The 20183-nt window shown below is 61.8% G+C and carries 22 protein-coding genes; 17 read left to right on the top strand and 5 right to left on the bottom strand.

Annotated features, from left to right (window positions below):
• Nucleotides 1-2: 2 nt before the first annotated feature.
• Genes ACFWXH_RS29820 through motA form a run of 4 tightly spaced genes read right to left on the bottom strand, consistent with a single transcriptional unit; the run spans nt 3 to nt 3319 of the window.
• Complete coding sequence (locus tag ACFWXH_RS29820) at nt 3-1019, bottom strand: flagellar motor switch protein FliG (RefSeq protein WP_379125050.1); 1017 nt, start codon at nt 1017-1019, stop codon at nt 3-5.
• Between the two features lie 41 nt (nt 1020-1060).
• Complete coding sequence (gene fliN / locus ACFWXH_RS29815; protein ID WP_379125049.1) at nt 1061-1447, bottom strand: flagellar motor switch protein FliN; 387 nt, start codon at nt 1445-1447, stop codon at nt 1061-1063.
• A gap of 26 nt (nt 1448-1473) precedes the next feature.
• Nucleotides 1474-2409, bottom strand: a complete 936-nt coding sequence (locus tag ACFWXH_RS29810; RefSeq protein ID WP_379125048.1) for a FliM/FliN family flagellar motor switch protein — start codon at nt 2407-2409, stop codon at nt 1474-1476.
• 34 nt (nt 2410-2443) lie between these two features.
• Nucleotides 2444-3319 carry a flagellar motor stator protein MotA gene (gene motA, locus ACFWXH_RS29805; RefSeq protein WP_054308482.1) on the bottom strand — a complete coding sequence of 292 codons (876 nt, stop codon included), beginning with the start codon at nt 3317-3319 and terminating at the stop codon, nt 2444-2446.
• A gap of 163 nt (nt 3320-3482) precedes the next feature.
• Here motA and ACFWXH_RS29800 point away from each other — a divergent pair, with 163 nt between their 5' ends.
• The 14 genes from ACFWXH_RS29800 (at nt 3483) to fliP (ending at nt 14594) form a co-directional block, all read left to right on the top strand.
• Entirely contained in the window at nt 3483-5300 is a 1818-nt protein-coding gene (locus ACFWXH_RS29800) for a DUF1217 domain-containing protein (protein WP_379125047.1), read from the top strand.
• Between the two features lie 5 nt (nt 5301-5305).
• Entirely contained in the window at nt 5306-6028 is a 723-nt protein-coding gene (gene flgF / locus ACFWXH_RS29795) for a flagellar basal-body rod protein FlgF (RefSeq protein ID WP_054308480.1), read from the top strand.
• Between the two features lie 6 nt (nt 6029-6034).
• Nucleotides 6035-7435 (top strand): flagellar protein export ATPase FliI, encoded by a 1401-nt coding sequence (gene fliI / locus ACFWXH_RS29790; protein ID WP_379125046.1) that lies wholly within the window; start codon nt 6035-6037, stop codon nt 7433-7435.
• Nucleotides 7416-8273 (top strand): hypothetical protein, encoded by an 858-nt coding sequence (locus tag ACFWXH_RS29785; RefSeq protein WP_379125045.1) that lies wholly within the window; start codon nt 7416-7418, stop codon nt 8271-8273. Before fliI ends, ACFWXH_RS29785 begins: the two co-directional genes overlap by 20 nt.
• An 81-nt stretch (nt 8274-8354) precedes the next feature.
• Entirely contained in the window at nt 8355-8732 is a 378-nt protein-coding gene (flgB, locus tag ACFWXH_RS29780; RefSeq protein ID WP_054308477.1) for a flagellar basal body rod protein FlgB, read from the top strand.
• Between the two features lie 4 nt (nt 8733-8736).
• Nucleotides 8737-9156: a flagellar basal body rod protein FlgC gene (flgC, locus tag ACFWXH_RS29775; RefSeq protein WP_379125044.1), complete on the top strand. Its 420-nt coding sequence runs from the start codon at nt 8737-8739 to the stop codon at nt 9154-9156.
• The gene (locus ACFWXH_RS29770) at nt 9153-9479 is read left to right on the top strand and encodes a flagellar hook-basal body complex protein FliE (RefSeq protein WP_379125042.1); all 327 of its coding nucleotides are present in this window, start codon (nt 9153-9155) and stop codon (nt 9477-9479) included. The genes flgC and ACFWXH_RS29770 overlap by 4 nt, the downstream gene beginning before the upstream one ends.
• A gap of 10 nt (nt 9480-9489) precedes the next feature.
• Complete coding sequence (flgG, locus tag ACFWXH_RS29765; RefSeq protein WP_054308474.1) at nt 9490-10278, top strand: flagellar basal-body rod protein FlgG; 789 nt, start codon at nt 9490-9492, stop codon at nt 10276-10278.
• Between the two features lie 5 nt (nt 10279-10283).
• Nucleotides 10284-10757 (top strand): flagellar basal body P-ring formation chaperone FlgA, encoded by a 474-nt coding sequence (gene flgA / locus ACFWXH_RS29760; protein WP_379125041.1) that lies wholly within the window; start codon nt 10284-10286, stop codon nt 10755-10757.
• Nucleotides 10754-12004, top strand: a complete 1251-nt coding sequence (locus ACFWXH_RS29755) for a flagellar basal body P-ring protein FlgI (protein ID WP_379125040.1) — start codon at nt 10754-10756, stop codon at nt 12002-12004. Before flgA ends, ACFWXH_RS29755 begins: the two co-directional genes overlap by 4 nt.
• Nucleotides 12005-12012: 8 nt before the next feature.
• Nucleotides 12013-12660: a hypothetical protein gene (locus ACFWXH_RS29750; RefSeq protein WP_379125039.1), complete on the top strand. Its 648-nt coding sequence runs from the start codon at nt 12013-12015 to the stop codon at nt 12658-12660.
• Nucleotides 12657-13361: a flagellar basal body L-ring protein FlgH gene (flgH, locus tag ACFWXH_RS29745; protein ID WP_054308471.1), complete on the top strand. Its 705-nt coding sequence runs from the start codon at nt 12657-12659 to the stop codon at nt 13359-13361. Before ACFWXH_RS29750 ends, flgH begins: the two co-directional genes overlap by 4 nt.
• A 16-nt stretch (nt 13362-13377) precedes the next feature.
• The gene (locus ACFWXH_RS29740; protein WP_379125038.1) at nt 13378-13866 is read left to right on the top strand and encodes a flagellar basal body-associated FliL family protein; all 489 of its coding nucleotides are present in this window, start codon (nt 13378-13380) and stop codon (nt 13864-13866) included.
• Nucleotides 13863-14594 carry a flagellar type III secretion system pore protein FliP gene (gene fliP / locus ACFWXH_RS29735; RefSeq protein WP_129413535.1) on the top strand — a complete coding sequence of 244 codons (732 nt, stop codon included), beginning with the start codon at nt 13863-13865 and terminating at the stop codon, nt 14592-14594. The genes ACFWXH_RS29740 and fliP overlap by 4 nt, the downstream gene beginning before the upstream one ends.
• Nucleotides 14595-14896: 302 nt before the next feature.
• On the opposite strand, the gene ACFWXH_RS29730 is transcribed toward fliP, so the two are convergent.
• On the bottom strand, nt 14897-16576 hold the full coding sequence (locus ACFWXH_RS29730) for a hypothetical protein (protein WP_379125037.1): 1680 nt from the start codon (nt 16574-16576) through the stop codon (nt 14897-14899).
• Between the two features lie 259 nt (nt 16577-16835).
• Between ACFWXH_RS29730 and ACFWXH_RS29725 the strand changes: the two genes are divergently transcribed.
• The 3 genes from ACFWXH_RS29725 (at nt 16836) to ACFWXH_RS29715 (ending at nt 20137) form a co-directional block, all read left to right on the top strand.
• Entirely contained in the window at nt 16836-17765 is a 930-nt protein-coding gene (locus tag ACFWXH_RS29725; protein ID WP_379125036.1) for a flagellin, read from the top strand.
• A gap of 280 nt (nt 17766-18045) precedes the next feature.
• Nucleotides 18046-18987, top strand: coding sequence for a flagellin (locus tag ACFWXH_RS29720; RefSeq protein ID WP_379125035.1), 942 nt, complete (start codon nt 18046-18048; stop codon nt 18985-18987).
• A gap of 229 nt (nt 18988-19216) precedes the next feature.
• Nucleotides 19217-20137 carry a flagellin gene (locus ACFWXH_RS29715; RefSeq protein WP_379125034.1) on the top strand — a complete coding sequence of 307 codons (921 nt, stop codon included), beginning with the start codon at nt 19217-19219 and terminating at the stop codon, nt 20135-20137.
• The last annotated feature ends 46 nt before the right edge of the window (nt 20138-20183 follow it).

The following is a 20183-nucleotide window of genomic DNA, read 5'->3' as shown; positions in this document are numbered from 1 at the left end:
GATCAGGCCGCATCGGCGCTTTGCGCCGCTGGCAACTCGAACGCCCCTTCGCGCGCAAGGCGAACCGTCGCTGCTGCGACGGTTTTGCGCGCCGCCATGATGTCGGCCAGAGGAATGCCCTCCGAACCCTGGCTGAGTTCCGCCTCGATCATGCGGCGGGAACGCTGGCCGATCGAGGACAGCACGGCTTCGGTCAGCGCCGGCGGCGCGCCACGCAGGGCGAGTGTCACCACCTCGCTGGACAGACCGTCGAATACGAGCACGCGCGCTTTTTGAACAAGCAGCGGCAGATCGTCGAAATTGAAGATGCGGGCACGCACGCCGTCGAGATCGGGCGTGCCCACGGCCTCGAGGTCCAGCATCGTCTCATCGAGCTGGGCCTTGTCCATTTCATTGAGCAGGCTGGCAACGCGGATCTGTCCTGCCGTCGTATCCTTCGATGCGGTTTCGGCCAGTACGCGCGCACGAAGCTGGCTTTCGACGATCCTGGTCGCGGCTTCCGGAACCACGCTCATCGTCACCATGCGCCGCAGAATCTCGCTGCGCAGCGGCTTGTCCAGCGTGAGCAGCACCGCCGACGCTGGCTGCGGCGACAGCATCGAAAGGACTGCCGCTGAAGTCTGTGGATGTTCCCCGGCCAGGAAGCTGCCCAACCGCTGTGGCTCCAGCTTCTCCAGTTGCGGCCATATCGACGGCGGGCCAGCCGGCTCCGGTTCCGCCTTCTTGCCGCTCATGATGGCGTCGACTTCCTCCGGCGACAAAGACTCGTTGAGGATGGTGTCCATCTTGTCGGCGGAATCGAGAAGGCCCGCTCCTTCCGTGAATTCCGCCTCGAATTCCGCGACGACGCGTTCCAGATCGGCCTGCGGAATGGTCCGCAGCAGGCGTGCCGCCTCGATCAGCGCCTTGAGTTCTTCCTGTTTGAAGAACTTCAGGAGCCGGCTGGCCGAAGGCTTGCCCATCGCAACCAGGATCGCGGCGGCCTTCTGCGCGCGGGTCAGCGTCAGCGGCGTGCTCATCCCCTCGTCCTCGCTGCTTGCCTGGCGGGTCGCATGTCCAGTTAGCCGCCCTTCTTGGTGGTCACGATTTCGGTCAGGCGTATGCCGAAGCGCGACGGGTCGTTCTCAAGAACCGTGATCTCGCCGCGCGCGATGCGCCGGCCGTTGACGACGACATCGACGGGTTCGCCGATGCGACGGTTGAGCGCCACGGTCGATCCCTTCTGCAAGGCCATCAGGTCCGATACCTGCATCTCGGCGCTGCCGAGCACGATCTGTACGTCGACCGGGATGTTGAGAATGACGCCGGGATTGGTCGCGGTCGCCTCACGCGCCGGAGCGCCGGCCCGCTGCTCTTCTTCCTGCAGGACACCGCGCAACTCTTCGATCGCGCGGTTGAGCTGATCGTCCGAGGCTTCGAGGTCGGCTTCCGGGTTGGTCTTGCTCATGCGTCGTCTCCAAATATTTCCCGGCGTCAGCCAGGCATCAACCCGTCGATGAAGTCCTGGCCTGCATCAAAGGGTTGCTTGATGCGGACCGTGTAATTCTGACCGAGCTTGCCGAACTCGCAGACAAACAGCGTCTTGTTGCGGGCCGAAAGTTGCGCCTGCGATTGCGCGTTTTCCTCGATATCGAGCACTTGCCCGACATGAAGCCGCGCGAGGTCGCCCAGCGTCATCCTTGCCAGCGGCATCGTCGCTTCGAGAGTGACGGCCGAGCGCATCACCTCTTCGGAGAAGCGTTCGTGCCAGTCGGTTTGCGAAGACGTCTCGTCCTCGCCGACCGCCGCGCCGTTGCGCTGTACCAACAGCACGCGCTGCGGGATCATCACGGTTATCGTGCCGCTTTCCGCCGGCGTCGACAGGCCGAAGATGAGGCGCACAGCCGCGCCATCGCGCAATACGCGCCGCCGGGCTTCCAGGCCCGAGATAGCGCGGGGAACAGGAAAGCGCAGATCGAGCGAGCGCTTGCCCGATCCATTCAGTGCCTGCGCGATTTCTTCGAAAACCAGTGTGGCGACATCGGCTTCCAGCGGTGACAGGTCGCGCTCGATAGGCGAGATCGCGGCTTCCGGATCTCCGCCGAAGAGGGCGCAGACCATGACCGCCACGGCCTGCGCATCCATCACCATCGTCAGAGCGTCCGACGAAACCGTCGAAGGCACCACTGCCATGGCGAAATAGTCGCCTGCATGCGAACGCGCCTGGGTGGTGCGGGATACCTCGACCGCGCGCAGGTCAATCGTAACCTGCGCACCGATCTCGCCGGAAAGGCGCTTCTGCAGCGGGGAAACAATGCGTTCGGCCATGGACCGGCCAGCGCCGATCACATGCGACGCTTCTCCGCTGTCGCCGACCAGCCGCTCGATCACCAGCGCGCGGCTGTCGTCCATGGTGGCAAGACCGCTCATGACGCCATCACACAGTTGCCCTTGCACGCCATGCTCACGCCGCCTTCTTGTCCGCGGCGCCTGTGCTCAGCGTGCTCTGCTCGACGGCGTCGATTGACGGACGATCATAAGACGAGATCGTCTTGCGGCCAAACTCGATCGCGACCTGCGGCAGCGAACCGTTCATGTAGGCGAGCAGCGTCTGCTTCACGATGATGTAGAGCCGGTTCTTCTTCTCGCGCACCATCTTGATCTTGGTGGCGATGGGACCCACCACGGCATAGGAAAGGAAGATGCCAAGGAAGGTGCCGACAAGCGCGGCGCCGATGAGACCACCCAGGATCTCCGGCGACTGGTCGAGCGCACCCATCGCCTTCACCACGCCCAGCACTGCCGCCACGATGCCGAGCGCCGGCAGGCCGTCACCGACGGCAACCATTGCATGATAGGGCTTCAGCTTGTCGGATTTGATGGTCTGGATCTCTTCATCCATCAGCGCCTCGATCTCGAACGGACGGGCATTGCCGATGATGATGATGCGGCAGTAGTCGCAGATGAAATGGGTGAGGTCGTGGTTCTTGAGCACCGTCGGAAACGCCTGGAAGATCGGTGACTCCTCCGGATTGTCGATATGGGCTTCGACCTCGGAACGCGACTTGGAACGCAATTCGCGCATCAGCGAATGCAGAACGCCCAGCGTTTCGAGATAATCCTGCTCCTTCGGCACCGACTGCTTGAAGGCTTCCATGATGCCCTTGCCGGTGTCCTTCACCGTCTTCATCGGGTTGGCGACGAGGAAACAACCCAGCGCCGCGCCGCAGATGATCACGGCTTCCCATGGCTGGATCAGCACCTGGACGTGCCCGCCCATGGCCATGAAGCCGCCAAGAACGCAACCGAGCGTCACCACCAAGCCGATCAGAATGCCCACTGCCGGTCCTTCCGCAATTCAACTGCATCACGCAATAGACGCCGTGCCTTGTGTGAGGCTTGAATCGTGGAGCCGCACCCGCATCGCTTTTGACCGACACGATTCAGCCTCGCGCAAGGAAGTTGCCTTACTTTGGCACGAACTGCTTCAGCGGGAGGCGTGCGTGAATACGTATCTGGACTACCAACTGATCACCAGGGATCTTGCCCGTTCGCTCGACCGGACCAGCAAGCAGGCCACAGTCTCACGCGATACGAAGTATTATCTCGACAACATCGGCAAGGTGAAGTCGATCGATGAATTCATGAAGAACGATCGCCTTTTCAAATACGCCATGAAGGCTTTCGGCCTCGAGGATATGGCCTATGCAAAGGCCTTCATGAAAAAGGCGTTGACCGAAGGCATCGACAAGCCCGACTCGTTCGCCAACGAGCTGACGGACAAGCGGTATGCCGAGTTCGTCAAGGCCTTCAACTTCGCGCGCTATGGCGAGTTGGCGACCACCTACAACGGGGCGCAGCACGACGTACCGACGAATTTCAACCTGCAGGTCGGCATCACCTACACGCAGCAGGGCTTGGGCTTCGTTCAAGACGAAGTCGGCTATTACATCGGCAACATCTCGAGCGTGAAATCGATCGACGACCTGATGGCCGATTCCCGACTGCTCTACGTTGCAATGGGTGCTTTCGGACTGGATGCCAAGAAAGAGACACCAGAGCGCATTCGCGAAATGCTGGAGGGCGGGGTCAGCGATCCAAACAGCCCGGCCAACAAGCTGAGCGATCTGGGAGACAAGCGCTATGCGAACTTCGTCGCCGCCTTCGATTTCGCCCAATATGGTGCCGACACCACATCGAAGGATGCAGTTCAAAGTATCGTACCCAAGCAGTTCATTACGGCCGTCGGGCTCACCACGATCATTCCGCGCGCGGAATACACCAAGGCAGAGAGCGACTACTACAAGGCCAATATCGGCAAGGTGACATCGAGCTACGATCTGCTCAACGACAAGCGTCTGCTCAGGGTCGCCATGGCTGCCTATGGGCTGGATGCCGATGCAGAGGATCCAAAGGTCATCCGCAAGATGCTGGAGGGCGGTGTCACCGACCCGACAAGCCCAGCCAACCTGTCGGGCAACAAAGCCTATGTCGACTTCGTCACTGCTTTCAATTTTGTCGAATACGGCCGGGATACGACTGCACGCGATGCAGTGCAGAAGGACACGCTGAAGCTCTACACCACCAAGAGCCAACTTGGCCTGATCAAGCCCGGTTCCGATTACGTCGCCGCCGAGACCGCCTACTACAACGCCAATGTCGTCAAGCTGGGCTCCATTGACGACCTGATGGCCGACAAGCGCCTGCTGAACTACGCACTGACAGCTTATGGTCTTGACCCCACCCGGGAAACGCCGGCGCGCATCCGGCAGCTGCTGGAAGGCGGTATCACCGATCCGAACAGTCCGGCCAACAAGTCGGGCAGCAAGAACTATGTAGCATTCGTCACTGCCTTCAACTTTGCGCAGTACGGCGAGAAGGCGATGACCCGTTCGCAGGCACAACAACCGGCGACCGACAAATATGTGCGCCAGACACTCGAACAGGACGCCGGCAAGACCAACGAGGGCGTTAGATTGGCTCTCTACTTCCAGCGCAAGGCGCCGACGCTCACCAACTGGTACGAGGTGCTGGCCGACAAGGCGCTTTCCCAGGTGGTACGCACGGCGCTTGGTCTGCCCGAAGCCTTCGCAAAGGCCGACATCGACAAGCAAGTGAAGCTGTTCGAAAGCAAATTCAACATCAAGGATTTCGCCGACCCGGTGAAGCTCGGCAAATTCATCACCCGCTACACCACCATGTACGAACTCAACAATCCGTCGTCGCCCCAGATGTCTGCGGCTACCATCCTGTTTGCCCAGCCGACCACCGTCGGCGTTTCCACCGATCTCCTCTTTGCCATGCAGCGGCTGAAGTTCTGACCACCATGCAAGACAGTCTCTACGTCGCCTTGTCCTCCCAGATCGCGCTTGAAAAGCGCCTCAACACGATTGCCGACAATGTCGCCAATGCCTCGACCATCGGCTTTCGGGCCACGGGGGTAAAATTCGAAGATATCGTCTCCGGCACGGGACAGCGGTCTGTCGCCTTTGCTTCCACGGGCGACACCTTTCTTTCCGGTGCCAATGGCGGCATGCAGGAAACCGGCAATCCATTCGACTTCGCGGTCAAGGGCAATGCCTGGTTCGGCATCCAGACGCCATCGGGCACCATCATGACGCGCGACGGCCGTTTCTCCATGAACGAGAACGGCGAATTGCTGTCGATCGAAGGCCATCCCGTGCTCGACGCCGGCGGTGCCCCGATCCAGCTCGATCCGCGTGGCGGACCACCCAAGGTCGGAGCGGACGGTGCATTGCATCAAGGTGACCGCCAGGTCGGCGCCATCGGCCTGTTCACCTTCGATCCCGGCGTCAACTTCACCCGCTACGGCAATTCCGGAATTGTGCCGCCGCGCGCGCCTGAACCGATCACGGATCGTACGGACGTCGGCGTGGCACAGGGCTTCCTGGAGGAGTCCAACGTCAATCCAGTCATGGAAATGATGCGGCTGATCCAAGTACAGCGTGCCTTCGAGAATGTCGCTGCGATGGTCCGGCAAGCCGGCAGTTCGACCGACGAGGCGATCAAGACGCTGGGTTCGAAGTAACACGCGATGGCCGCCGACCGGTCCCTGATCCGCACCACTGAACGCGATGCCAGGCCTGAAAACCGGCTCGCTGTGCTGGAAAATGTCTGGCGCCGCTTCGACGGTGACGAAGCGATGCTGAAGCGGGGTGGTCTCGTCGCGGAAGTGTCGGCTACCCACTACAAGGTGCGCGGTCTGTCGGATATCGCAAGGCTCGGCGACATTGTCGAACACCGCAGTCGCAGCGGCAATCGGCGCGGCGAAATCGTCCACATCGGCCGCGACGACATCGTTGTCGCTCCCTTCGAACGCAGCCCGGATGCGGGTATAGGCGATACTGTCTTCCGGCGCGGGCCGCTTGCAGTGACCCCACATGCGTCCTGGCGCGGCCGCACCATCGACGCGCTTGCGCGCGCCATCGATGGTGGAGCGCCCCTGTTGCGCAAGACCGGAAGCGAACTTCCGCATGACGCCACTCCCGGCGCCATGGCGCGGCAACGCGTCGGGACATCGTTCATGACGGGTGTGCGGGTCATCGACATCTTCACCCCGCTCTGCTTTGGCCAGCGCATGGGCGTCTTCGCTGGCTCAGGCGTCGGCAAGTCGACGCTGCTCGCCATGCTGGCCGGCGCGGATGCTTTCGACACGGTGGTTGTGGCACTCGTCGGCGAACGTGGTCGCGAGGTGCGCGAGTTCCTCGAGGACACGATCGGTGCGACCGCGATGGCCAAGACCGTGGCTGTGGTCGCAACAAGCGATGAGAGCGCCATGATGCGGCGACGCGCGCCCGACACCGCCATGCGGGTAGCCGAATATTTCCGGGATCAAGGCGATCGCGTGCTGCTGGTTCTGGACTCGATCACGCGTTTTGCACATGCCTTGCGCGAGGTGGCGACGGGTACCGGCGAGCCGCCGGTGGCGCGTGGCTATCCAGCGTCGGTCTTCACCGACCTGCCGAAACTGCTTGAGCGCGCTGGTCCCGGCCTTGAAGGCACCGGTTCGATCACCGCCATCATCTCCGTGCTGGTCGATGGCGACGACCACAACGACCCTGTCGCCGATTCCGTGCGTGGCATTCTTGACGGTCACGTCGTGCTCGATCGTTCGATCGCCGAACAGGGTCGTTATCCGCCGGTCAATCCGCTTGCCTCGATTTCGCGTCTCGCCTCGAAAGCCTGGACGCCGGACCAGCAGACGTTGGTGACCAGGCTGAAGTCGATGATCTCGCGCTTCGAGGACACCCGCGACATCCGCCTGCTCGGCGCTTATCAAGGGGGCGCGGACCCCGAACTCGACATGGCCGTGCGTCAGGTGCCGCTGATCTACGAAGCCCTGACGCAATCGCCGAAGGACGGCGCCTCGCCTGATCCCTTCTCGGATCTCGCCCATCATCTGAGAGGCAGGCACAATGCCGATCCGACAGACTGATTTGCAGCAGACCGAAGCGCTGCTGCATGAGATGCTGGCCGAAGCGACAGCTGCCGAACAGCGCGCGCGGCCAAAGAACCGGCTGCTGTCCAGGCTGTCAAACCCGCTTCGAGGGCTGGGACGCAAGCGGACATCAGCGGGCAAATCAACCAAGGCAGACAGCGCCGAACAGGGAATCTGCAGCGTCGATGCGCTGGCCGAGCTGTTCGCGCCGCCGGATATCACGCCTGAACCCAAGGCCCATTTACCAAATCTAAGCCGCCGACCCGCTAGAACTGCCGGAACCGATTCCCTTGGCAATCGGCCCCTGCATGCGAGCGAGCCGTTCCAGAGGATGAAGAAGGATACCAGGCGCAGCGACTTCGTCATGGCGGCCTCGGGCGTCATGCTCGGCCTCGTTTGCGCACTCTTCCCCTGGTACATCTTTTTCAATCCGGAACAGTTCGGCGTGCAGGGCATCAAGTTCGGTGGCCGTGGCCAGAATGCCGGACGCCTGGTGGTGGCGCCCGACGGCAGCGGAACCAACCCGATGGCGGGTCAGGCCGAAGCGCTGGAACCAAACCTCGACATGTCCTTCACCGCCACGCTGCAGAGCCGGCCCTTGGCGCCCGAGCAGGCGCCGGGCGTCGAAGAACAACCCTATCCCATCGAAGCCGTAGCCTTCCGTCTGGTCCATATCGCAAATGGCCGGGCCATGATCGAGGACAATGCGGGTCTGTGGGTCGTGCAGGCCGGTTCGACGCTGCCGGATTCCTCGCGCGTGAAATCGATCGAACAGCGCGCGGGCAAATGGGTTCTGGTCACCAACACCGACCGCGTACTCGAAATCTCCAATTAGCGACCGTTCGGCCTTGCAGTCACGCGCAAGGCCCGCGCAAGACTGGTGTCCTAATTTCCGGTTAACGATCCGGAGATTCCCATGGGGCCCGTCAACCTTTTCGATCTCGCGACCAGACAGTCCCAATGGCTGTCGGTGCGCCAGTCATCCGTCGCCGGCAACATCGCAAATGCGAACACGCCTGGCTACACCGCGACCGACGTCGAGCCTTTCGAAAAGGTTCTGGATCGCACCGCCGTTCGCCTGAGCGCGACGCAGAGCGGCCATCTCGGCGGCGCCACCGAGGCCGGCTTCACCGTAAAGCCGCAGGAGCCCACGGGCCCAGCCATGCCGTCCAAGAACACGGTGGTGATGGAGAACGAACTCATGAAAGCCGGTGAAATCCGCCGGTCGTTCGAGCTGAACACGGCCATCGTGAAGGCATTCCACACGATGATGATGACGACGATAAAGGGCTGACCTGATGGACGCTCTCACCGCCGCACTCAAGGTTGCAGCTTCCGGCCTCGGCGCCCAGTCCGAACGGATGCGCGTCGTTTCCGAAAACCTCGCCAATGCGCAATCCACCGGCACCACGCCGGGTGCCGACCCCTATCGACGCAAGACGATCTCCTTCGTCTCGGAGCTCGACCGTGCCTCCGGCGGTTCGACGGTCGAGATCAATTCGATCGCCCAGGATCCATCCGATTTCCCGGTCGAGTTCCAGCCCGGCAACCAGGCCGCCGACGAAAAGGGCTACGTCAAGATGCCCAACGTCAACGTGCTGATTGAAATGGCCGACATGACCGAGGCGAACCGCTCCTACGAAGCGAACCTGCAGGTCGTGAAACAGGCTCGCGACCTTATCTCGATGACCATAGACCTTATGAGGAACCAATCATGATTGGCGGTATCGGCGCAGTCCAACTGAAACCCGCCACCAGCGGCTCGGAAACCTCGACCGATCTTTTCGGCACAACGGGCACCCAGCCCACCGGCACGCAGGTCGCGTCCACATTCGCCGAAGCACTGAACCAGGCCGCGACGAAGACGGTCAATACGCTTCAAAATGCCGAACAGGTTTCCCTCCAGGCCTTGAAAGGCGACGTCGACACCCGGCAGGTCGTCGACGCCGTGATGGGCGCGCAGCAGGCGCTCCAGACGACCATCGCCATCCGCGACAAGATCGTCACGGCCTATCTCGAAGTCAGCCGCATGAGCATCTGAGGACGCACCCGTGAAAGCTCTTGCCATTGCAGCCACAGGCATGAACGCCCAGCAGACCAATCTGGAAGTCATCGCCAACAACATCGCCAACATCAACACGACCGGATACAAGCGCGCGCGCGCCGAGTTCTCCGATCTGCTCTACCAGGTCGACCGTACCCAGGGCGTTCCCGATCGCGGCAACACGTCGGTCGTGCCGGAAGGCGTATCGATCGGTCTCGGCGTGAAGACCAGCGCGGTGCGCAATGTCCACATCCAGGGCAGCTTCACCAACACCGGCAATGCCTATGATCTTGCCCTCGACGGCAAGGGCTGGTTCCAGATCGAAGGCGCTGACGGCCAGACGTTCTACACGCGCGCCGGCACGTTCAACACGAACGCGACAGGCCAGATGGTGACTGTCGACGGTGCACCGATCGTTCCGGCCATCACCGTGCCGCTGGATACCAAGGAACTCATCGTCAACAAGTCTGGCCAGGTTTTCGCCCGCGTCGACGGCCAGCTGGAATTGCAGAACCTCGGCCAACTGACCGTAGCCACCTTCGCCAACGAAGCGGGTCTCGCTCCGCTCGGCGACAATCTCTTCCAGGAGACGGAAGCATCGGGCCCGGCCAATGTCGGCGTGCCAGGAGATCCGGGCTTCGCCACCATCCGTCAGAACTATGTCGAAAACTCCAATGTCGATCCGGTCAAGGAAATTACCGACCTGATTTCCGCCCAGCGGGCCTATGAGATGAACTCCAAGGTTATCCAGGCGGCCGACGAAATGGCCGCGGTCGTCTCCAAGAACATCCGGTGACAGCGATGATCCGGCACGCTCTCTGCTCCATGTCCCGTCCTCTGGCACTCACCCTGGCTCTGGCCATGGGTGCGCTGCCGGCGTTCGCCGGCGAGGTCGTGCTGATCCCCAACCGCGTCATCTATCCCGGCGAAACGATCGCCCTTGCCGCGTTGAAGGAAGTCACGCTCGCTCCTGGCAAGCGCAAGCCCGATGGCGTGGCTACCGTCGCCACCGAACTCGACGGCAAGGTCGCCAAGCGCACCTTGCTGCCAGGCCGCTACATCCCGGCCAACTCGGTGCGCGATGCATGGCTGGTCGAACAGGGTGCCACCGTCCAGGTCTTCTTCACGGCCGGCGTGCTCACCATCTCCGCCTCCGCGGTAACCTTGCAGCCAGGCTCCGCCGGCGACCTGATCAAGGTCCGCAATGTCGACAGCGGCAAGGTGCTTTCCGGAACGGTGATGGCCGACGGCTCCATCCAGGTTTCCGCTACATGAAGCGCACGCTCTCCATTGTCCTTGCGGCGTTGCTCAGCGCGCAGCCCGTTCTGGCCGATGGCCTGAATGCCAAGGCCAAGCGCGAGCTTGCCGCCAAGGCGGCACGCGAGGGCGGGCAGTTCGACGACCCAAGTTACGACGGTGACACAGCTAGCCGCATGTTCCAGGTTTCGCCGGGGCCGAGTTCGCTGCCGCCTGGCCAGGTCGCTTCACGCATCAAGGATGTTGCCCGTCTGCAAAGCGCGCGCGACAACCAGCTTGTCGGCTACGGTCTCGTCATTGGTCTGCAAGGCACTGGCGACTCGCTGCGCAACTCGCCGTTTACCGAACAGTCCATCCGTGCCATGCTGGAAAACCTCGGCATCGCCTCGCAGGGTACCAACGCGCGAGCCAAGAACGTCGCGGCGGTCATCGTCACGGCCAACATGCCACCCTTCGTCCAGTCCGGCGCCCGCATCGACGTCAATGTCTCATCGATGGGCGATGCCACGTCGCTGCAGGGCGGCACGCTGATCATGACGCCCCTCAAAGCGGCCGACGGCGAAATCTACGCGGTCGGCCAGGGCTCGGTTGTCGTCTCTGGCTTCACCGCGCAAGGCCAAGCACAGCAGGTGACGCAGGGCGTGCCGACTGCGGGCCGCGTGCCGAACGGCGCTATCGTCGAACGTGCGGTGCAGGCCGAATTCGGCGACCAGTCCATGCTGACCCTGCAGCTCTACAATGCGGACTTCTCGACTGCGGTGCGTATCGCAGACGCCGTCAACGACTATACCCGCCAGCGTTTCGGCGTGCGTGTCGCGGCGGAGCGCGACAGCCGCACCGTCTCCATCAAAAAACCGAAGGGCATTGCGGCGGCGCGTTTCTACGCGGAAATCGAAAATCTCGTAATCGAAACCGACACACCTGCCCGCGTCGTCATTGACGAGCGCACCGGTACGATCGTGATCGGCAACAAGGTCAAGATCTCGCGCGTGGCGATCAGCCACGGTACGCTGACCGTGCGCATCACCGAGGCACCGACCATCGTGCAACCAGAACCGTTCTCGCGTGGCGTGACGGCGGTGGAGCCCAACACCGCGATCGACATCAGCCAGCCAAACGCTCGCGTTGCCGTTCTCGACGGCCCGGATCTGCAAACTCTCGTTTCCGGTCTCAACCGTCTGGGTGTCAAGCCAGACGGCATCATCGCCATTCTGCAAGGCATCAAGTCGGCCGGCGCGCTGCAGGCCGATCTCGTGCTCCAATAGGCTGTTCGATGAACAACGCACGCCACACGCTCTCACACACCATCAAGGCAGGCGCGCTCGTCGCCCTTTTGGCCGCGCTCGGACCGGCACACGCCGAAGAGGCGGTGCGACAGGTGCTGCCCGGCGGCCAGGGCGCGGTTGCCGCACAAACCCTGACCCGCGAAGCGCCTCGGGCAGAACTGGCCGAACCGACACCGCAATTGCCGGTGCAGGAAAACGATGTTCCGCTCACCACGGGAACAGTCGCCCCGCCGAGCGGCGAAAGCGAAGTCCAGCGTTTCTGCTCCAATATTGCCGATGCCGCGCGCGACCGCCGCTATTCGCTTCAGGCGGCCGAACTCAAGCAATTGCAGACCGAGGTCGACAAACGCATCAGCGCGCTCGAAGAAAAGCGTGCCGAATACGAGGAATGGCTGAAGCGGCGGGAGGTCTTCCTCGCACGTGCCGAGGACAGCCTCGTCAAGATCTACTCCGGTATGAAGCCCGATGCTGCCGCCGAGCGCCTGGCCAGCACCAATGTCGAACTCGCCGCCGCCATCCTCATGAAGCTCGATGCGCGCAAGGCAAGCGTCATACTGAACGAAATGAACACCAAGGCGGCTGCCGCGCTCACCGGCATCATGGGCAGCGCCGCCCGCAGGGTAGACCCGACATGATCCGCAAGGCATTGATCCTCATCGCGACCGCCAGCCTTGCCGGCTGCGCCTCGGACCTTCGTGAGGTCAACAAGGAACCGCGAATGTCGCCGGTTGGTTCGGGTATCCGCAGCCAGGCAGAACCGGTCTACCAGTATCCTGAACCACCGGCCACGCAACGGCGCCGTTTTTCGCTGTGGGATGATCGCCAGAGCCGCCTGTTCACCGATCCGCGCGCCTTGCGCGCCGGCGACATCCTGACGGTGATGATCAAGATCAACGACAAGGCCAAATTCAAGAACCAGAATGATCGCAGCCGCACCGCCAGCCGCTCGCTGGGGCTGAAGGCCGATGCCGAATGGGACAGCGCCAGCACGGGTGGCAAGCTGGATGGCAGCCTGGAATCGAAAACCAAGACCAACGCCGACGGCGCCATCGAGCGCTCCGAGACGATCGAGCTCAACGTCGCCGCTGTCGTCACCAACGTGCTGCCGAACGGCAATCTGATGATTACCGGCTCGCAGGAAGTGCGCGTCAACTATGAGATGCGCGTGCTGACCATCGCCGGCATCGTGCGTCCGGCCGACATCGGGCCGGAAAACACCATCGCCTACGACCGCATCGCCGAGGCGCGTATTTCCTATGGCGGTCGCGGCCGTGTCTCCGAGGTCCAGCAGCCGGGATACGGCCAGCAGGTTCTCGACCAGGTACTGCCGTTCTAAAACCGGATAGAAGAGCGTGGCCAACACCGAGCAGATAGCGCCGCCGAAAGGCCCCTCGCTCATCGTCCAGATGGCGATGCTGTTCGCCATGACCGGCGCGGCGTTGGGCGTCGGCTGGCTGGCCGGCACCTATCTCAAGAACTCCGAGAAACCGGCGCCTCCGGCCAAGGAAAGTCATGAGAAAAAACCGGCCCACGAGGCTCAAAAGGAAGGCGAAGCCGGACCGACGCTGGTCGACCTGGCGCCGATGACCACCAATCTGGCGGCACCTGCCGAGGTTTGGGCTCGCCTGCAGCTCTCCCTCGTTTTCGACGGACCACCGCCACCCGGCATGGCCGAGGATGTGCACCAGGACCTGCTCGCCTTCCTGCGCACCGTGAAGATGCATCAGGTGGAAGGCGCCAGCGGCTACCAGCATCTGCGTGCCGACCTGCAGGAACGCGCGGCCATTCGCAGCGGCGGCAAGGTCAAGGAAGTACTGGTCAGGACGCTGTTGTTCGAATGAAAAAACTTCTTGTCTTCCTGACCGTTTTCGCAGCAACCGCAACGGCCGCGAGCGCGCAGCAGATCGACCTTGGCGGTATCGGCCAGGCGAGCGGCACCACGGTCGCCACCATCATCCAGATGTTCGGGCTGCTCACTGTGCTGTCGGTGGCGCCGGGTCTGCTCATCATGGTGACGAGCTTCACCCGCTTCATCATCGCCTTTTCCATCCTGCGCGCCGGCATCGGCCTGCAGTCGACGCCGGCGAACCTGATCCTGATCTCGCTGTCGCTGTTCATGACCTTCTACGTCATGGCGCCGACCTTCGACCGCGCCTGGGCCAATGGCGTGAAGCCGCTGATGGACAACCAGATCAGCCAGCAGGTGGCGCTCGAGCGCATTTCCGATCCGTTCCGCACCTTCATGCTGAACAATGTGCGCGACAAGGATTTCGACCTTTTCGCCGATCTCGCCCGCGAGCGCGGCCAGACGGTGGAGAGAGGTACGGTCGACCTCCGCATCCTTGTACCGGCCTTCATGATCTCCGAGATCCGCCGTGGCTTCGAGATCGGCTTCCTGATCGTCCTGCCTTTCCTGGTCATCGACCTGATCGTGGCCACCATCACCATGGCGATGGGCATGATGATGCTCCCCCCCACCGTTGTGTCGCTGCCGTTCAAGATCATGTTCTTCGTGCTGATCGACGGCTGGAACCTGCTGGTCGGAAGCCTGGTGCGCTCCTTCACATAGGGCGACACTGGATTGACCCCAAACGGTTCTGCGCCGCCGTCTCGATGCGATGCATCGGGCAAGTCGCTGAAGGCCAGATCTTCGCCAGCCGTGAACTGTTCAGACCGGGTCAACTAATCCAGGTTCTGCGACGGCTGTCTGGCCGATACATCACATGCCTGCGGTCTGAGGCGCCCTAAGTCGCGCCCGCGATCGAAATCGATTTTCGACAAATGAGATCAGGCCCACGCAGGCGGGCGCGCGGGCTTGCTTTCGAGCACACGCCACCTTGTTATTCCAGTCACAGATCTGTGGGAGCACTATCAAGTTGCTCCAGGGAACGACAGCCGCCAATCGACCTGCCGTCCGGAGGCACACGCTTGCTCGGCCCAGGCCGAGATTTCACGCCATTCGAAAAGAATTGATCTCGCCACACCGATCGGCTCGTCGGGATTCAACGACAGAAAGCGGGTCGCCGGATGCCATGGCACACCATCGGTTCCGAGCTGGGTTTGAGAGTGCTTGAGCCCGAACAGAACGGTGGGGATGCCGAGACCCGCGGAGAGCTCCGCGGTGGCGGTGCCGGCTGAGATCACCATATCACAAGCTCCGGCGAGATAGGCGGCCGACACGAGATCGTTCATCTGGTCGATGGCCGGAAAATCGTAGAGAGGCAGGCCCAGTTCACGCATCAGGCCAACTTCCTCGCTGCACTCGTCATATTGCAGGCAGATGAACTTGGCTGCACCAAGCATCTTCAGCGGAGAAAGATATTCCCCTTTCACATAGTGCTGGTTTCTATGCAGATTCTGATTGGAAGAACGCCAGCACAAGCCAATGACGGGCTGATGCGGTGCTGCGCCGATGTCCGCGCGCACCTGTGCTTCGATTTCGGCATCGCGCTTCAGCCAGGGACTGCATTTGGCCTGCATCTCAGCCACGCTTGGTCGAAAATACCGCGCCAGCGAGCCGATCGGGACCTCGAAGTCGAAACCTTTGTAGTCGTCACGCCTGCGCTTCTCGCGGGGCTGCTCAGGGCGAACCTCGACATCCGGGAAGGATTTGACAAACAGCGGCGCGAGTTTCGCGGCGCTTTCAAAAGTTATGCTGGCACCGGTGGCGATAAGGTCCGGCAACACACCGGCGAAACGAATTTCATCGCCCACCCCCTGTTCGCGCCAGACAAGGATCCGCTTCCCGTCAAGGCTCTCGCCGCTCCAGCGCGGTATGTCGAAAGTTCGGCGTTCCGACGGGAAATCCGCCCAATTCCATCGGGCCTCGTAATTGTCGAACGCTTCCGGCAGCTCACCTGCTTCCAGTTGATGGATCGAAAGGTTCCAGCGCGCGAGGACATCCGAAGGCTCCTTCGCGAGGATCTCCTTCTGGATGGCGATCGCCTTGCCGAGATTCCCCAGCCGCGCGTGGATCACCCCGAGAGTGGTCGCCATTGTTTCCCAACTGCTCGCACTGCGGACAGAAAGGGTCTCGAGTTCGCGCAACGCCTCATGAAGGAAACCCGCAGAAATAAGACAATCGATCCACGAGCGGTCGACGACAGCGATCTCCGCCTCACTCGTAACCAGCGCCCGGATGCGCTGATAGTTGTTGACGACATATTCGTAGTTGGCCGCCTTGGATGCCGCGACGAGCCGATAGCACCACAGTTGGGAAGGCGGGTTGTCCAGCAGCGCGATCGCTTCATCAAAGAGCATTTCCGCTCCCCTGGCGCTGCGCCCATCAAGAGCCTTCTGAGCCTGCCTGACCAGCTTGGCGGCTTTTTTTGCGTTCTTCCGGTCCCGGTCCGACCCTCCCGCGGAGATATTGATCGCTGGAAAAGCAGGACCAATTCCAACACCGTTGGCAGCGCGAATGAGAGTGGTCGCGCCGCGGACACCACTTCCGATCTGCGATCGAAGGTCATCCGCGACATCGGTGGTGCGAATATTTTTTGCTGACGTCATTCGAACTTCCCCACCCGCGTTTCCATGCGCCACTTCAGGCACTTCGCGCTGTTATCCTTGCAGATGTAGATTGTGCGAAACTTTCCCCTCCCCTCGTCCGGCTCGCCAGGCGTCCCCGCCGGCAGCCTTCTGGCGACCTTTGGCGAATTGCATTGGCCGTTAGCGGTTTGGTAGGACGTCTCCGCCATAAAAGCGGCCTCGAGAGCGGGTGGCTGCAATGGCCACAGGCATGATGCCGCTCCGCTCTGGCCGATCGTTACGGCATGTTCCTTAGTAGAGTTTAGTAAAAGGAACAGGACTTATGTCCAGCATTCTGACCAACGCCGCCGCCTTGACCGCTCTTCAGAGCCTCAATGCAACCAACAAGAACCTCACCGTCACCCAGGGCCGCATCGCCACCGGCATGCGCGTCGCCGAAGCTGCCGACAACGCCGCCTACTGGTCGATCGCCACCACCATGCGTTCCGACAACAAGGCGAACTCGGTCGTGCAGGACGCGCTCGGCCTCGGCGCCGGCAAGGTCGACACCGCCTACACCGCCATGAACAAGGCGATCGACGTCGTCGACCAGATCAAGCAGAAGGTGCTGCTGGCCAAGACCTCCAGCGCGGCCGACCGCGAGCGCATCCAGACGGAAATCGGCAACCTGCAGTCCCAGCTCAAGGACAACATCGCAGGTGCCAACTACGCCGGATCGAACCTGCTGAAGACCGACTCGACCTCGGCGACCGACACCAAGCTGACGGTCATGACCTCCTACAATCGCGATTCGGCTGGCAAGGTCACGACCGGCACGATCGACGTCGATTTCACGAACATCCGACTGATCGATTCGAACGCCGCCACCGGCGCTGTGGGAACTGGTATCCTGGACAAGGCATTCTCGACGGGTGGCGTGTCGACCCTGGATCTGAAGGTGTCCGGCACGGGTGGTGCAAGCACTGCCGGCGATTTCGACGCCCTGCTCACCGGCATCGAAGCCGCCTTGAAGGGCATGGCCACCGGCGCTGCCGAACTCGGTGCCGCGAAAGCGCGCATCGACATGCAGAAGGACTTCGTTTCGAAGCTTTCGGACTCGATCGACCGCGGCGTCGGCCAGCTCGTTGACGCCGACATGAACAAGGAATCGACCCGCCTGCAGGCCCTCCAGGTCCAGCAGCAGCTCGGTATCCAGGCTTTGTCGATCGCCAACGGTTCGTCGCAGCAGATCCTGTCGCTCTTCCGCGGCTGATCCCGAACCTTCTCAGGCAACAACTTCATCTTTCGGGCCGCGCCAAAAGCGCGGCCCGATTTGCATTGACCACTCTCAGGACAAGCCCGCCAACCGGAAAACCTTCCGGTGACATAGGGTGAATTGTGCATTGAACATTAGCGGTTTGGTAGGACCTCTCCGCCATAAAGGCAGCCTAGAGAGCGGGTGGCTGCAACGGCCACAGGCATGATGCCGCTCCGCTCTGGCCGATCGTTTACGGCATGTTCCTTAGTTGAGTTTAGTAAAAGGAACAGGACTTATGTCCAGCATTCTGACCAACGCCGCCGCCTTGACCGCTCTTCAGAGCCTCAATGCAACCAACAAGAACCTCACCGTCACCCAGGGCCGCATCGCCACCGGCATGCGCGTCGCCGAAGCCTCCGACAACGCCGCCTACTGGTCGATCGCCACCACCATGCGTTCCGACAACAAGGCGAACTCGGTCGTGCAGGACGCGCTCGGCCTCGGCGCCGGCAAGGTCGACACCGCCTACACCGCCATGAACAAGGCGATCGACGTCGTCGACCAGATCAAGCAGAAGGTGCTGCTGGCCAAGACCTCCAGCGCGGCCGACCGCGAGCGCATCCAGACGGAAATCGGCAACCTGCAGTCCCAGCTCAAGGACAACATCGCAGGTGCCAACTACGCCGGATCGAACCTGCTGCAGACCAGCGGCAATGCTGCGGCGACCGACACCAAGCTGACGGTCATGACCTCCTACAATCGCGATTCGGCTGGCAAGGTGACGACCGGCACGATCGACGTCGACTTCAAGAACATCCGACTGATCGATTCGGACGGCTCCGCCGCCGCTTCTGCGAAGACCGGTATCCTGGACAAGCAGTTTGGTGCCACGGGCGCCGAAACGACGATCCTGGATCTGAAGGTTTCCGGCACGGGCGGTGCAAGCACTGCCGGCGATTTCGACGCCCTGCTCACCGGCATCGAAGCCGCCTTGAAGGGCATGGCCACCGGCGCTGCCGAACTCGGTGCCGCGAAAGCGCGCATCGACATGCAGAAGGACTTCGTTTCGAAGCTTTCGGACTCGATCGACCGCGGCGTCGGCCAGCTCGTTGACGCCGACATGAACAAGGAATCGACCCGCCTGCAGGCCCTCCAGGTCCAGCAGCAGCTCGGTATCCAGGCTCTGTCGATCGCCAACGGCTCGTCGCAGCAGATCCTGTCGCTCTTCCGCGGCTGATCCCGAACCTTCTCAGGCAACAACTTCATCTTTCGGGCCGCGCCAAAAGCGCGGCCCGATTTATTTTTCTTAACGTTCATCACTGCATTAGCTTCCCCTTTAATGAGCTGTTAACCATGACTGGTTAGCTATTGTTAACCACGTTGCTCCGTTCATCCGTTTCAAGGAGGCCAACGCTGGCGGTCCGTCATCGCGCGGGGAATGCGCGGCCATTCGAAGGGGAGTTACCTTGGCGAGCATCATGACCAACGCCTCGGCGCTGACAGCGCTGCAGAGCCTGAACGCCACCAACAAGGCGCTCGAACAGACGCAGTCGCGCATTTCCACCGGCTACCGCGTCTCGACCGCCTCCGACAACGCCGCTTACTGGTCGATCGCCACCACCATGCGTTCCGACAACAAGGCGAATTCCGTTGTCCAGGACGCGCTCGGTCTCGGCGCCGGCAAGGTCGACACGGCCTACACCGCAATGAACAAGGCGATCGAAGTCGTCGACGCCATCAAGCAGAAGATCCTGCTCGCAAAGGCTTCCGGCCCCGAGCAGCGCGGCAAGATCCAGGGCGATATCGAGTCTTTGCAGAAGCAGCTCGAGGACAATATCGCCGGTGCCAGCTATGCAGGCACGAACATGTTGAAGACCGATTCGAGCGTCAATGGCAGCCTCGACATCATCTCGTCCTACAACCGTGACTCGGCTGGCAAAGTCACCACCGGCACGATCAACATTCCGCTGGCCAACGTCCGGCTGATTGACGCGGGCAGTGGCAAAGCGGGCATTCTGGATGCAACTGGCTCCGCCTCCACCAAGTCGCTGCTCACCATATCGGTTTCCGATCTCACCGGCGTGACCGGCACAGGCGAAACGGCCCAGTTCGACAACCTGCTCACCGACGTCGAAAAAGTGCTTGCCAAGATGGCCAGTGCCGCTTCTGAGCTCGGTGCCGCCAAGTCGCGCGTCGACATGCAGAAGGACTTCGTCTCGAAGCTCTCCGATTCGATCGATCGTGGCGTAGGCCAGCTCGTCGATGCCGACATGGACCGGGAATCGACAAAGCTTCAAGCGCTCCAGGTCCAGCAGCAGCTCGGCATCCAGGCTCTGTCGATCGCCAATGCCAGCGCCCAGAACATCCTGTCGCTGTTCAAGAGCTGATCGGTCGTCGATCCTTCCTCTTCCCGATCGGGCCGCGCCACCAGCG

Origin of the sequence: Mesorhizobium sp. NPDC059054 (genome assembly GCF_042739215.1) — a bacterium.
In the GTDB taxonomy this organism is placed as follows: domain Bacteria; phylum Pseudomonadota; class Alphaproteobacteria; order Rhizobiales; family Rhizobiaceae; genus Mesorhizobium.
The sequence above is the reverse complement of the archived record's forward strand: the minus strand, read 5'-3'. Positions and strand labels throughout refer to the sequence as shown.